Annotated in this window: 1 protein-coding gene (running past one end of the window); it reads left to right on the plus strand. The window is 69.6% G+C overall.

The window, feature by feature from the left end; translation table 11 throughout:
- Positions 1 to 15,939: the start of a non-ribosomal peptide synthase/polyketide synthase gene (locus ON40_RS05105; protein WP_040818993.1), read on the plus strand. Its footprint extends 34,281 nt past the window's final position; 15,939 of the gene's 50,220 nt are visible here — the first part of the coding sequence; the start codon lies at positions 1 to 3; its stop codon lies off the right edge, out of view.

Below are 15,939 nucleotides of genomic sequence, written 5' to 3' on the forward strand. Positions count from 1 at the left end.
TTGGACCGGCGGGATTTCGGCGGGAACGGCGAAGCTGGCAGCGAGATCGCGGCAGCGCCGGACTCCGGGGAGGCGCTCTTCCCGTTGTCGCCGGCGCAGCTGGGCATCTGGTATGCCCAGCACCTGGACCCGCAGGTGCCGATCACCATCGCCCAGTACGTCGACCTGCACGGCGACCTGGACGTCGACGTGCTCGAGCGAGCCAGCATCGATGCCTCCCGCGAGCTCGGTTCGGGCTTCCTGCGCATCGTCGAACGTGACGGCGAGCCCCTGCAGTGGATCGACCACTCCATCGCCGACCACGACAAGGTCACCTACGTCGACCTGCGCGACGAGGCCGACCCCGAAGCCGCCGCGCACGCCTGGATGCGCGCGGAGTACAGCCGCCCGCTGAATCCGACCACCGAACGACTCGTCGCCGTCGCAGCCCTGCAGCTCGCCGACGACCACTGGTTCTGGTACTCCCGCGCCCACCACATCGCACTGGACGGCTTCGGCGCGATGACGAATCAGAAGCGCATCGCCGAGCTGTACACCGCGTACCTCGCCGGGGCCGAGCCCAAGCCCGCCAAGGCCGCGGATCTGCGCTCACTGGTCGAATCCGAATTCGCCTACCGGGACAGCACGCGCTTCCGGTCCGACAAGGAACACTGGGCGCAGCGGGTGGCCGGACTCGAGGAGGGCACGAGCCTGACCGGCCGCTCGGCCCCGCCCGCACCGCTGAACGGCGTGGTGTCCGAGGCGTTGAGCGACGAGCGCAACGAGCTGCTGGATGCGGCCGTGCGCGGTTACGACTCCTCGCCCGCGGCCCTGCTCATCGCGGGATTCGCGGCCTATCTGGCGCAGTGGAACGGCGCCGAGGACGTCATCCTGAGCCTGCCGGTGACCGCGCGCACCACCGCGCTGATGCGCCGCTCGGGCGGTGTGACCTCGAATATCGTGCCGCTGCGTCTGCACGTCGGCCACGAGACCACGGTCGCGGATCTGCTGCGCTCGGTGACCGTGGAGGTCTCCGGCGCGCTGCGGCATCAGCGCTACCGGCACGAGGACATCCGCCGCGACAGCGCGGGCGGGACAGGCGCGGTCACGAAGGAGTTCTTCGGGCCGTGGGTCAACATCATGCTGTTCCAGGACGAACTCGCCCTGGGCGAGCTGGTCGGGCAGCTGCATGTGCTCTCGACCGGATCCATCGAGGATCTGGGCGTCAACTTCTATCAGACCGAGGGCGGTGCGCGCTCCCGCATCGACTTCGAGACCAACCCGAACCTGTATTCGGAAGACGAAGCGCAACAGCATCATTCGCGTTTCCTGGAATTCTTCGACCGGTTTCTGGCGGCCGCGGCCGACCAGCAGGTGTGGGCGCTGCCGATCACCACCGCGGCCGAGCTGGACCGGACTCTGGTCGAGTGGAACGAGTCCACCCACGAGGTCCCCGAGACGACGCTCGCGGCACTGCTGGACGCGCAGATGCGGCGTACCCCTTCGAACGTCGCGCTCGACTACGAGGGTGACACGCTCACCTACGCCGAGTTCGCCGCCCGGGTCAACCGGCTCGCCCGGCATCTGATCGCCGACGGCGTCGGTCCGGAATCGCTTGTGGCCCTTGGTATGCGGCGCTCGCTGGATCTGGTGGTCGGCATGCACGCGGTCCTGCAGGCCGGTGGCGCGTACGTGCCGATCGATCCCGATCACCCGGCCGAGCGCACCGCGTACATCCTGGACTCCGCGGCACCGGTCTGCGTGTTGACCGTCTCGGGCGACGAGGTGGAGCTGCCGGAGTCGGTGCGGCAGGTGCAGATCGACACCCTGGACGTGTCGAAGTACTCCGCCGATCCGATCGCCGATGCGGATCGGCTTGCGCCGCTGCGTGATTCGAATACCGCGTACGTCATCTACACCTCCGGTTCCACGGGTCGCCCCAAGGGCGTCGCGGTCACCCACCGGGCGATCGTCAACCAGCAGCTGTGGATGCTCGAGCAGTACGGTTTCACCGCCGCCGACGTCTATCTGCAGAAGACCGCCACCACCTTCGACGTCTCGCTGTGGGGTTACTTCCTGCCGCTGCTGTCCGGTGCGAAGCTGGTCGTCGCCACACCGGACGGACATCGCGATCCGGTGTACGTCGCGGAGATGATCCGCCGCCACGGGGTCACGATCACCGACTTCGTGCCCTCGATGCTGACCGTCTTCGTCGCCTCCGCCTCCCGCGACGACTGTGCCACGCTGCGTGCGGTTTTCGTCATCGGTGAGGCGCTGCCGCCGGAGACCGCGGCGGGCTTCCGGGCGATCTGCGCCGCCGGTCTGCACAACCTCTACGGCCCCACCGAGGCCGCGGTCTCGGTCACCCACCGGACCGCGACCGAAGCCGACACCACCGTCGTGCCGATCGGTGTGCCCGAGTGGAATGTCGAAGTGTACGTGCTGGATTCGCGGCTGCGCCCGGTCGCGATCGATGCGCCGGGCGAGTTGTACCTGGGTGGTCGGCAGCTGGCGCGGGGGTACCGCGGCCGGGCCGATCTGACCTCGGACCGGTTCGTCGCGAATCCCTACGGCCTGCCCGGTGACCGGATGTACCGCACCGGTGACCTGGTGCGCTGGAACGTCGGGGGCGAGCTGGAGTACATCGGCCGCACCGACTTCCAGGTGAAGTTCCGCGGCCAGCGCATCGAACTGGGTGAGATCGAGACCGATCTGCTGGCGCACCCGGCGGTGAGCCAGGCCGTGGTGCTGGTGGCCGATACCGCCACCGGTCAGCAGCTGGTGGCCTATGTCGTTGCCGCGCCGGGACTTTCGATCGACCCGGTGGAGCTGAGCAGGTTCGCCGCCGAGCAGCTGCCCGCCTACATGGTGCCCGCTGCGATCATGGTGCTGGACGCCTTCCCGCTCAACACCTCCGGCAAGCTGGACCGAAAAGCGTTGCCGGAGCCGGTGTTCAGCGCGGACGCGGCAGGATATCGGTCCCCGCGCACCCAGGCCGAGGAGATCGTCGCGGGGATCTTCGCCGATGTGCTGAGCCAGGATCGGGTCGGCATCGACGACGACTTCTTCGAGCTGGGCGGCAACTCGCTGGTCGCCACCCAGGTGGTCTCGCGCATCTCCGCGGCCTTCGGCATCACCCTGGGTGTGCGGGCGCTGTTCGAGACGCCCACCGTGGCGGCCATCGCCGCGCGTGCCGAATCCGCAACGCCCGCACAGATTTCCAGACCGCCGCTGGTCGCCCAGCACACCGGGGAGAACGGCGAGCCGGTGCCGCTGTCGCTGGCCCAGCAGCGGATGTGGTTCATCAACCAGTTCGATCCGACGGTCCCGACCTACAACCTGCCGTTCGTGGTGCGGTTGCGCGGCTCGGTCGACATCGATGCGCTGACCGCGGCGCTGTTGGACGTGATGACGCGCCAGCAGTCGCTGCGCACGCTGTTCCCCGAATCTTCCGAGGGCGGCGGTACTCAGCAGGTGCTGCCCGTCGAGGAGATCGATCTCGGCATCGCGGTGCTGCCGATCGCGGAGGCCAGTTTGGCCGCCGCGCTGGCCGAATTCGCCTCCACCGGCTTCGATGTGACGCGCGAGCTGCCGATCCGGGTGCGGGTCTACAAGGTTTCGGGCGGGTCCAGTGCGCCCGGCACCGATTACGCGATGGCCTTCGTGGTGCACCACATCGCCGCGGACGGTTTCTCGTTCGGCCCGCTGGCACGCGATGTGACCGCCGCCTATCTGGCGCGCGCGGCGGGGGAGCCGCCCGCCTGGTCGCCGCTTCCGGTGCAGTACACCGACTTCAGCGTGTGGCAGCGCGAGGTGCTCGGCTCCGAGGACGATCCGGATTCGATGGCCGCCCGCGAAATCGCCTACTGGCAGGGCGCTCTGGCGGGCCTGCCCGATCAGCTGGATCTGCCGACCGATCGCCCCCGGCCGCCGGTGCAGAGCTTCCACGGCAGCCGGGTGACGTTCGAGATCGATCCGGACCTGCACATCCTGCTGTCGAGATTGGCTCGCGCGCAGGGTGTTTCGCTGTTCATGGTGCTGCACGGCGCGCTGGCGGTGCTGCTGGCCCGGCTGTCGGGCACCGAGGACATCGCGATCGGCACCCCGATCGCGGGCCGTGGCGAACAGGCTCTGGACGATCTGATCGGCATGTTCGTCAACACCCTCGTGCTGCGCTCGCAGATCGACAGCGGTGAGACCTTCACCGAACTGCTCTCCCGCACCAGGGAAACCGACCTGGCCGGATTCGCGCACGCCGACGTCCCGTTCGAGCGGTTGGTCGAGGTGCTCAACCCGGCCCGCTCGCAGGCGAGGCATCCGCTGTTCCAGGTGATGCTCTCGTTCCAGGAGCTCTCGCACGCCACCATGGAGATGGCCGGGCTCACCGTGACCGCTGACGAACTCGACGTCGACATCGCCAAATTCGACCTGCAGTGGACCCTGACCGAGCAGCGCGGCGCGGACGGCTCCCCGGCCGGGGTGTCCGCGGTGATCTCCTATGCCACGGATCTGTTCGACGCGAGCACCGTCGCCGCCTTCGCCGATCGCTTCCTGCGGACGCTGCACGCCGTCGTCTCCGATCCGGCACGTCCGATCGGCGATATCGAACTGCTCGACAACGCCGAGCGCACCCTGGTCCTGCGCGAGCGCAACGCCACCGCCGCCCCGGTGCCGGATACGGCCACGCTGGCCTCGCTGTTCATCCGGCAGGCCGAACGCACCCCCGACGCTGCGGCGCTGACCTTCGAGCGGACGACGCTGACCTACGGCGAGTTCGCCGCCCGGGTGTACCGCCTGGCCCGGCATCTGACCGAGCTGGGCGTCGGCCCGGATTCGCTGGTGGCGCTGGGGATGCGGCGCTCGATCGATCTGGTCGTCGGTATGTACGCGGTGACCGTCGCCGGTGGCGCGTACGTTCCGCTGGATCCCGACCATCCGGCCGAACGCACCCGCTACGTGCTCGATACCGCGCGTCCGGTGTGTGTGCTCAGCACGGTCGAGGACGAGTTCGAGAGCGGTACCGATGTCGCGGTGCTGGAGATCGACCGGCTCGACCTGTCGGACTACTCCGATATGCCGCTGACCGACGACGATCGGCTCGCACCGCTGCGTCCGTCGAATATCGCGTACGTGATCTTCACCTCCGGTTCGACGGGTCGTCCGAAGGGTGTGGCGGTGCCGCACGGGGCGATCGTGAACCGGCTGCTGTGGATGCAGCACGAATACCACCTGGACAGCACCGACGTCGTCGTGCAGAAGACCCCGGCCACCTTCGATGTGTCGGTGTGGGAGTTCTTCTGGCCCTTGCAGATCGGGGCCCGGCTGGTGGTCGCCAAGCCCGACGGGCACCGCGACCCGGCGTATCTGATGCGGCTGATCACCGGCGAGCAGGTCACCACGGCGCACTTCGTGCCGTCCATGCTCGCGATGTTCGTGGCCGAGATCGGCGCCGCCCCGACCGACGAACTGGCCGGACTCGGCCTGCGGCAGGTGTTCGCCTCCGGTGAGGCGCTGCCCGCGGTGACCGCGCAGCGGCTGATCGAGCTGACCGGCGCGCGCCTGCACAACCTGTACGGCCCGACCGAGGCCGCGGTCGACGTCACCTATCACGAGGTGAACGAACTCGATACGGTATCGGTGCCGATCGGTCGTCCGGTGTTCAATACCGCTGTCTACGTTCTGGATTCGCGGCTGCGGCCGGTTCCGGTGGGTGTCGCGGGTGAGCTGTATCTCGCGGGCGCGCAGCTCGCGCGCGCGTACGTGGCCCGGCCCGATCTGACCGTGGACCGCTTCGTGGCCGACCCGTTCGCGGACGGTGCGGCCGGTGAGCGCATGTACCGCACCGGCGACCTGGTCAAGTGGACCCTCGCGGGTGAGCTGGAGTACCTGGGCCGCACCGACTTCCAGGTCAAGCTGCGCGGTCTGCGCATCGAACTCGGTGAGGTCGAATCCGCGCTGACGGCCATCGACGCGGTCGCGCAGGCCGTCGCGGTGGTGCGCTCGGACGGTCATCTGGGTGATCAGCTCGTCGGATATCTCGTCGCCGCGCCCGGCCACGAGGTCGACACCGAGGCCGTGCGTGCCGAACTGACCGAGGCGCTGCCCGGCTACATGGTCCCCTCGGCGCTGGTGCTGCTCGACGCGCTGCCACTCAACGCGTCGGGCAAACTGGACCGCCGCGCGCTGCCCGCGCCGGTCTTCGAACTGCGCGAATTCCGCGCTCCCACAACGCCGATCGAGGAGATCGTCGCGCAGACCTTCGGCGAGGTGCTCGGCCTGGCCCGGGTCGGCGTCGACGACGACTTCTTCGATCTGGGCGGCAACTCGCTGGTCGCCACGCAGGTCGCCTCCCGTCTGGGCATCGCGCTGGACACCCGGGTGCCGGTGCGCATGCTGTTCGACGCGAGCACCGTGGCCACCCTCGCGGCCCGGATCGAATCCCACGTCGGCGACGGCGGTCGCGAGGCGCTGGTCGCCCGCGAGCGGCCCGAACAGGTGCCGCTGTCGCTGGCACAGCAGCGGATGTGGTTCCTGAACCGCTACGACACCGCCTCCTCGGTGAACAACATCCCGGTGGCCATCCGGCTGTCCGGTGAGCTGGACGTCGCGGCGTTGCAGGTCGCGGTCATCGACGTGATCGACCGGCACGAGTCGCTGCGCACCGTGTTCCCGGAGACCGGTAGCGCGCCGGTACAGGTGGTGCTGGACGCGGCGCAGATCGTGCCCGACCTGACCCCGATCCCGGTGACCGAGACCAATATCGTCGAGCACCTGATCGAGCTGGCCTCGATGGCCTTCGACGTGACCAACGAAGTGCCCTTGCACGCAAGGCTTTTCGAGGTCAGCGAGACCGAGTACGTGCTCGGCATGGTGGTGCACCACATCTCCGCCGACGGCTGGTCGATGGGGCCGCTGGCCCGCGACGTGATGGTCGCCTACGCCGCGCGCACCACCTGGGAGCCCCCGTCCTGGGCTCGGCTGCCCGTGCAGTACGCCGACTACGCGCTGTGGCAGCGCGAGGTGCTCGGCTCGGAGGACGATCAGAACTCGTTGATCTCCAACCAGATTCGCTACTGGACTCGCGAGCTGGCCGATCTGCCGGACGAGCTGATGCTGCCCTCGGATCGGCCGCGTCCGGCCGTGGCCACCTATCGCGGCGGTACGCACACCTTCGTCGTCTCGCCCGAGATCCAGTCCAGGCTGGTGGAATTGGGCCGTCGGCACAACGCGTCGCTGTTCATGGTGATGCACAGTGCGCTGGCAGTCCTGCTGGCCCGGCTGTCCGGGTCCACGGACATCGCCATCGGCACGCCGGTGGCCGGTCGTGGCGAGGCGGCGCTGGACGATCTGATCGGCATGTTCGTCAACACGCTCGTGTTGCGGACCGAGGTGCCGGACACCGTGAGCTTCGCCGATCTGCTCGGCCGCTCGCGCAATACCGACCTGCAGGCGTTCGCCCACGCCGACGTGCCGTTCGAGCGGCTGGTCGAGGTGCTCAACCCGGCCCGCTCGCAGGCGCGTCATCCGCTGTTCCAGGTCGCGCTGTCGTTCGAGAATCTGCCCGAGCGCAATTTCGAGCTGCCCGGATTGCGGGTCACCACGGTCGATTTCGATGTGGAGACCGCGAAATTCGATCTGGCGCTGACCCTGCGCGAGACCGGCGCCGACAACGCCGGAATGCTGGGCGAGTTCTCCTTCGCCCGCGACCTGTTCGACGAGCCGACCATCGCGGTGTTCGCCGAGCGCTTCATGCGCCTGCTCGAACAGATCACCGTGTGCCCCGAGCTGGCGGTGGGGGATCTGGAGATCCTGGCCGAGACCGAACGCGCCGAACTGCTCACCCGCCGTGGCGATGTCGCGATCGAGCCGGCCACGCTGCCGGAGATCATGGCCGCCGCGGTGGCGGCCAACCCGGACGGCCAGGCGGTCGTGTTCCGCGGCCGCTCGCTGACCTACACCGAACTGGATGCGGCGGCCAACCGGCTGGCGCGGGTGCTGATCGCGCGCGGCGCGGGCCCGGAAGTCCTGGTGGCCGTGGCGGTTCCGCGCTCGGTCGAATCGGTGCTCGCGATCTGGGCGGTGACCCGCGCGGGTGCGGCGTACCTGCCGGTCGACCCGGCGTACCCGGCCGACCGCATCGCGCATATGATCACCGATTCCGGTGCGCAACTGGGCATCACGCTGCTCGGCGAGATCGGCGCGCTGCCGCCGATGACGGGTGCGGGCTGGCTCGCCCTCGACGATCCGGAGCTGACCGACGCCGCCGAGGCCGCCTCGCCCGCGCCGGTCACCGACGCCGAGCGGCGCAGCCCGCTGCGGCCGGGGAACATTGCGTACGTCATCTACACCTCCGGTTCCACCGGTCTGCCCAAGGGCGTCGTGGTCACCCATGCGGGCCTGGCGAACTTCAGCACGTTGCAGGTGGAACGCTATGGCCTGGACCGTGATTCGCGGGCGCTGGCGTTCGCCTCGCCCTCCTTCGACGCCTCCGTGCTGGAGATGCTGCTGGCCGTGGGGTCGGCGGGCGCCCTGGTGGTCGTGCCGCCGGGCACCTACGGCGGTGAGGAACTCGGCGAGCTGATCGCCCGCGAGCGCGTCACGGTCGGGCTGATCACGCCGTCGGTGCTGGCCTCGCTGGATCCGGCCGCCCTGGCCGGGATGGCGGTCATCATCGCCGGCGGTGAGGCCGTCTCGGCCGATCTGGTTGCCAAATGGTCTGCCGCGCCGAGTGATTCGGGCACCGACCGGCGGTTCCACAATGCCTACGGTCCGACCGAGGCGACCGTCGCCACCAACATCAGCGCGCGGCTGCGGCCGGGTGATCCGGTCACCATCGGCGGTCCGGTCCGCGGTATGCGCGCCCTGGTGCTGGACAGCCGCCTGCATCCGGTGCCCGAGGGGGTCGCGGGTGAGCTGTACGTCGGCGGAATCCAGTTGGCCCGAGGCTATTTCGCGCGCAGCGAGCTGACCGCGGCGCGGTTCGTGGCCGATCCGTACGGCGGCCCGGGCGAACGGCTGTACCGCACCGGTGACGTGGTGCGCTGGCGGCGCGGCGGCCGTGACGCGACTCCGGTCGTGGAATACGTCGGCCGCAACGACTTCCAGGTGAAGATCCGCGGCTTCCGCATCGAACTCGGCGAGATCGATGCCACGCTGACCGCCCATCCGGACGTCGATTTCGCGGTCACCCTCGGCCACACCGTCGAGAACGGCTCCACCGTGCTGGTGTCCTATGTGCGCGCGGTGCCGGGGCACGCGGTCGACGTGGCCGCGGTCTCGACCCATGTCGCGGACCGGCTGCCGGGCTACATGGTGCCCACCTCGATCATGGTGCTGGACGAGATCCCGCTGACCCCGGTCGGCAAGCTCGATCGCCGCGCCCTGCCCGCGCCCGAGCTGAGCACGCGCGAGTTCCGTGCCCCCTCGACACCGCTCGAGGAGCTGGTCGCGGGCATCTTCGTGGAGCTGCTGGGCACCGAGCGGATCGGTGCGGACGACGATTTCTTCGCCCTGGGCGGCAACTCGCTGATCGCCACCCAGGTGACCGCGCGCCTGAGCGCGGCGCTGGATGCGCAGGTCGGGGTGCGCACGCTGTTCGAGGCCCCGACCGTGGCCGGACTGGCCGCGCGGGTGAGCACCCAGACCGGATCCGGTGAGCGCCAGGCGCTCACCGCGCGTCCGCGGCCCGAACGTCCGCCGCTGTCCCCGGCGCAGCAGCGGATGTGGTTCCTGAACCGGTTCGACACCGACTCCGCGGCCAACAACATCGCGGTGGCGGTGCAGCTGCGCGGCCAGCTGGATCTGGCCGCGCTGCGTGGCGCGGTGGCCGATATCGTCGCCCGGCACGAGTCGCTGCGCACCGTGTACCCCTCGCACGAGGGCGTCGGCTATCAGCAGGTGCTGCCCGCGGCCCAGGCGTTCCCGGGCATCGATCTGATCGATGTGATCGACGCCGGTGAATTGCATGCCGCGCTCGCCGAATTCGCCGGACGCGGGTTCGACGTCACGGCCGAGCCGCCGGTGCGGCTGCGCCTGTTCCGCAGTGGTCCGACCGATCACGTGCTCGCGGTGGTCGCGCATCACATCGCCGCGGACGGTTTCTCGATGCGCCCGCTGGTGCGCGATCTGATGATCGCCTACGTCGCGCGCAATGCGGGCCAGGCCCCGGAGTGGACGCCGCTGCCGATCCAGTACGTGGATTACGCGCTGTGGCAACGCGATCAGCTCGGTTCGGAGGACGATCCGCGCTCGGTGGTCTCCACCCAGCTCGACTACTGGCGCACCACGCTGGCCGGACTGCCGGAGGAACTGCGGCTGTCCACCCGCCCGCGTCCGCCGATCGCGTCCTACGCGGCCGGAACGCACCGGTTCCAGGTGCCCGGCTATCTCGTCGACGCGCTCAACGAGGTGGCGCGCGCGCACGGCAGCACGCTGTTCATGGTGGTGCACAGCGCGTTCGCGGCCCTGCTGGCCCGCCTGAGCGGCACCGACGACATCGCGGTCGGTATCCCGGTCGCCGGTCGCGGCGAGGCGGCCCTGGACGATCTGGTCGGCATGGTCGTCAACACGCTGGTGCTGCGCACACCGGTGGAATCGGGTGCGGCGTTCACCGAGTTGCTGGCCGATGTGCGCGAACGCGACCTGGGTGCGTTCGCGCATGCGGGCGTGCCGTTCGAGCGACTGGTCGAGGTGGTCGATCCGGCCCGCTCGCAGGGCCGGCACCCGCTGTTCCAGGTCATGCTGACCTTCCAGAACATGGGCCCGACCATGCTCGAGCTGCCCGGACTGACCGTCTCCGAGCTGCGCGCCGATGCGCCGATGGCCAAGTTCGATCTGCAGCTGACCCTGTCCGAGACCGTCGGCGGCGAGGGTCCGGACACCGCGATGGACGCCGAACTCGTCTATGCCGCAGATCTTTTCGACTCCGCGTTCGCCCGGACGTTCGGCGCCCGGTTCGTGCGCGTACTCGAGGCCGTCGTGGCGGATCCGTCCGCGGCGGTGGGCGATCTGGAACTGCTCGACCCCACCGAGCGGGTGCGGGTGCTGCGCCGCTGGAACGAGACCGACTTCGAGATCGCCGCGGCGCTGCCGAGCACCTCGGACGACGCCGCGGACACCCTGATCTCGCTGTTCGAGGCACAGGCCGCACGGACCCCGGACGCGCCCGCGCTGACGTTCGAGGGGACAACTCTGTCCTACGGCGAGTTCGCCGACCGTGTCCGGCGGCTCGCGCGCTGGCTCGTCGAACAGGGTGTCGGCCCCGAATCGGTTGTGGCACTGGGGATGCGGCGTTCGATCGAACTGGTGGTCGGCATCTACGCGGTGAGCGCCGCGGGTGGCGCGTATCTGCCGCTGGACCCGGACCACCCGATCGAGCGCAACGAGTACATCCTCGACACCGCTCGTCCGGCCTGCGTGCTGACCAGCGATACCGATTTCGTCGATCTGCCCGGCGCGCGGCCGGGGGCGAGTGCGCCGACGGTGGTCGAGGACCTGGACCTGTCGGTGTTCTCCGCCGCGCCGCTGACCGACGCCGATCGCGTTGCGCCACTGCATCCGTCGAATATCGCGTACGTGATCTTCACCTCCGGTTCGACGGGTCGTCCGAAGGGTGTGGCGGTGCCGCACGGGGCGATCGTGAACCGCCTGGTGTGGATGCACGCGCAGTACGGCCTGGCTCCGGACGATGTGGTGTTGCAGAAGACGCCGTCGACGTTCGACGTGTCGGTGTGGGAGTTCTTCTGGCCGTTGCAGATCGGTGCGCGCCTGGTCGTCGCGAAGCCCGACGGGCATCGTGATCCGGCGTATCTGGCGGAGCTGATCGCGGCCGAGGGCGTGACGGTGGCCCACTTCGTGCCGTCCATGCTGGCGGTGTTCGTCGCCGCGCTGGCGAACGAGCGTGGGACCGTGGCGATCGCGGGCGACGTCCCGGCGGTGCGGCTGCGTAACGTCTTCGCCTCCGGCGAGGCGCTGCCCGGTCCGATCGCTCAGCAGTTGCGTGCGCTGACCGGCGCGCGCCTGCACAACCTGTACGGCCCGACCGAGGCCGCGGTCGACGTCACCCATCACGAGGTGACCGATGCCGACTCCATCGCCGTGCCGATCGGCGCGCCGGTGTTCAACACCCGGGTGTACGTGCTGGATTCGCGGTTGCGGCCGGTTCCGGTGGGTGTCGCGGGTGAGCTGTATCTCGCGGGCGCGCAGCTCGCGCGCGGCTATGTGGCGCGGGCGGATCTGTCCGCGGATCGGTTCGTGGCCAACCCCTTCGGAGATGGCGCGGCCGGCGGCGAGCGGATGTACCGCACCGGTGACCTGGTCGTCTGGACGCCGAGCGGTGAGCTGGAGTACCTGGGCCGCACCGACTTCCAGGTGAAACTGCGCGGTCTGCGCATCGAACTGGGCGAGATCGAATCGGCGCTCACCGCCATCGATACGGTCGCGCAATCGGTCGTGCTGGTGCGTGCCGATGAGCGCCTGGGTGATCAGCTGGTCGCCTACCTGGTCGCCGCGCCCGGTGCGCGGATCTCCGTCGACGTGGTGAAATCGGAACTGGCACAGCATGTTCCGGGGTACATGGTGCCGACGGCCTTCGTGGTGCTGGACGAGTTCCCGCTCAACGCCTCGGGCAAGCTGGACCGCCGGGCGCTGCCCGAGCCGACCTTCGAGGCCCGGGTGTTCCGAGCGCCGGGCACCTCCGTCGAGCAGGCCGTCGCCGACACCCTCGCCGAGGTCCTCGGCGTGGAGCGGGTCGGCCTGGACGACGATTTCTTCGCTCTCGGCGGCAACTCGCTACTGGCCACGCAGGTCGCGGCGCGACTGGGTGCGGCGCTGGACACCGAGGTGCCGGTGCGCGTGCTGTTCGAGGCGTCCAGCGTCGCGGCACTGGCCGCGCGCGTGGAATCGCATGCGGGACAGGGCGGTCGCGCTCCGCTGACCCCGCGGCCGCGGCCCGAACTGGTGCCGCTCTCGCCCGCGCAGCAGCGGATGTGGTTCCTCAACCGCTTCGATCACCGCACCGCGGTCAACAACATCCCGGTCGCCATCCGGCTGACCGGTGAACTGGATCGGGACGCCTTCGCCGCCGCCGTGCGCGATGTGCAGATCCGGCACGAGGCGCTGCGGACCATCTACCCCGAGATCGAGGGCGTCGGCTATCAGCAGGTGCTGCCCGCGCCGTCGGTGGAGTTCGAACTCACCGCCGAACCGGTGACCGAGGCGGAACTGCCCGCGCGCATCCTGGAACTGGCGAGCGTGCACTTCGACGTCACCGCCGAGATCCCGTTCCGCGCGAGTCTGCTGAAGGTGACCCGCGCGGGCGCGCCGAACCGCAACGGCGACCGGCGTCGGCAACTGCCCGACGAACACGTCGTGGTGCTGGTGATGCACCACATCAGCGGTGACGGCTTCTCGCTGCGGCCGCTGCTGCGTGATGTGGTGGCCGCTTACTCCGAGCGTTCCCGCGGTGAGGCTCCCGCCTGGACCCCGCTGCCGGTGCAGTACGCGGACTACGCGCTGTGGCAGCACGAGGTGCTGGGCGCGCCGGAGGATTCCGCCTCGGCGGCCTCGCGGCAGATCGCCTACTGGTCCGAGCAACTGCGCGATCTGCCCGAGCAGATCGATCTGCCCGCGGATCGGCCGCGTCCGGAGGTGGCCAGCAATTCCGGTGGTACGCACAACTTCTCGATCGACGCCGAACTGCACGGCGCGCTGACCGAACTGGCCCGCGCGCACGGGGTCACGCTGTTCATGCTGATGCACGCGGTGCTGGCGACCTGGGCCGCGCGGCTGTCCGGCAGCCGGGACATCGCCATCGGCACGCCGATCGCGGGCCGCGGCGAACGCGCGCTCGACGACATGGTCGGCATGTTCGTCAATACCCTCGTGCTGCGCACCGACGTCCGCCCGGACGCGCGGTTCGCCGAACTGCTCGATGCGGTGCGTCGCACGGATCTGGCCGCGTTCGGCCATGCCGACGTGCCGTTCGAACATCTGGTGGACGTGCTGAGCCCGGTCCGCTCCCAGGCGCACCACCCGCTGTTCCAGGTGGTGCTGACCTTCGAGGCGACCGGTCAGCGGGACGCGGCCGCGGTGAGCCTGCCCGGCCTCGACCTCGAGGTCGTCGAATTCGACGCGGCCACAGCGAAGTTCGACATCCAGCTGACCGTCGGCGAGGCCGTTCCGGAGGATCCGGCCACGGCCGCCGGTGGGCTGTCGCTGTCCTGGAACTACGCCACCGATCTGTTCGATCCCGCGACGGTCGCGGCCTTCTCGGACCGGTTGCTGCGCATCCTGCACGCCGTGGTCGAGGATCCGGCGGCGGTGCTCGGCGATATCGATCTGCTCGGTGAGGCCGAGCGGCTCGACGTCACGAACCGCTGGGTGAGTTCCGGCGCCGATGACTCCGCGACCGCGCGTTTCGCCGATCGCGACCGCACCCTGTCGGATCTGTTCGACGAGATGGTCGTGGCGAATCCGGACCGGATCGCGGTGAAGTTCGGCGACGACCGGCTCACCTACGCCTCTCTGGATCAGCGCGCGAATCAGTTGGCGCGCAGGCTGATCGAGCAGGGGGCCGGACCCGGCTCGCTGGTCGCGGTGATCCTGCCGCGCTCGGCCGATCTGGTGGTGGCCCTGCTCGCGGTGGTCAAGTCCGGCGCCGGCTACGTGCCGGTCGATCCGAGCTATCCGGCCGAGCGGATCGCCTATGTGCTGGGTGATTCGGATCCGGCGGTGGCGATCATCGACAGCACCGTCGAGATCGACCTGGGCATGCGCGCGGACGGGACCGCGCTGCCGATCGTGCTGATGGACCACTACGGCATCGACGTGCCCGATCTGCTGGACTCCGGCGAACATCCGGTCACCGACGTCGACCGTCTCGCACCGCTGCGCGCCGAGGACGTCGCGTACGTCATCTACACCTCCGGTTCGACCGGGCGGCCCAAGGGCGTCGCGGTCGAGCACCGCAACGTGGTACGGCTGTTCGCCAACACCGATCGGGACTTCGGTTTCGGCTCGGACGACGTGTGGACGCTGTTCCACTCCTTCGCCTTCGACTTCTCGGTGTGGGAGCTGTGGGGTCCGCTGCTGTTCGGCGGCACCCTGATCGTGGTCGACTACTACACCTCGCGTTCGCCCGAACAGTTCCTGGAACTGCTGCGGCGCGAACGGGTCACGGTGCTCAACCAGACGCCCTCGGCGTTCTACCAACTCGCCGAGGCGGACCGCAACGCGGTCTCCGATCCGCGGACCGCGGCGCGGCCGCTTTCGCTGCGGTACATCGTCTTCGGTGGTGAGGCACTGGAACTGCGCCGCCTGGCGGACTGGGTCGCGCGGTACGGCGCGGGCGCCGACGGCAGCACGCCGGGTAATCCGCAGCTGGTCAACATGTACGGCATCACCGAGACCACGGTGCACGTGTCGTATCGGCCGATCGACGCCGAAACCGTCTCCGCCGCAACGGGTTCGGTGGTCGGCCGGGCTATCGCCGGGCTGAGTGTGCGGGTGCTGGACGACCGCCTGCACCCGGTGCCGGTCGGCGTGGCCGGTGAGATGTACGTCTCGGGTCCGCAGCTCTCGCGCGGATATCTGGGCCGCCCGGATCTGACCGCGGCGCGGTTCGTTCCGGACCCCTTCGGGGACGAGGCCGGGGCCGGTGCCCGGATGTACCGCACCGGTGACGTGGCCCGCTGGAACCGGCAGGGCGAGCTGGAGTATCTGGGCCGCGCCGACGATCAGGTCAAGGTGCGCGGTTTCCGCATCGAACTCGGCGAGATCGAGGCCGCGGTGCTGGCTCAGCCGGGTATCGCGCAGACGGCCGTGATCGTGCGCGAGGACCAGCCCGGGGATCAGCGCATCGTCGCCTACGTGGTGCCCGAACCGGGTTCCGCACCGGCGCTGGACGTCGTGCGGGACGGCGCGGCCGAGCGGCTGCCCTCCTACATGGTGCCCGCGGCCTTC

Origin of the sequence: Nocardia jiangxiensis NBRC 101359 (assembly GCF_000308615.1) — a bacterium.
Taxonomy (GTDB): domain Bacteria; phylum Actinomycetota; class Actinomycetes; order Mycobacteriales; family Mycobacteriaceae; genus Nocardia; species Nocardia jiangxiensis.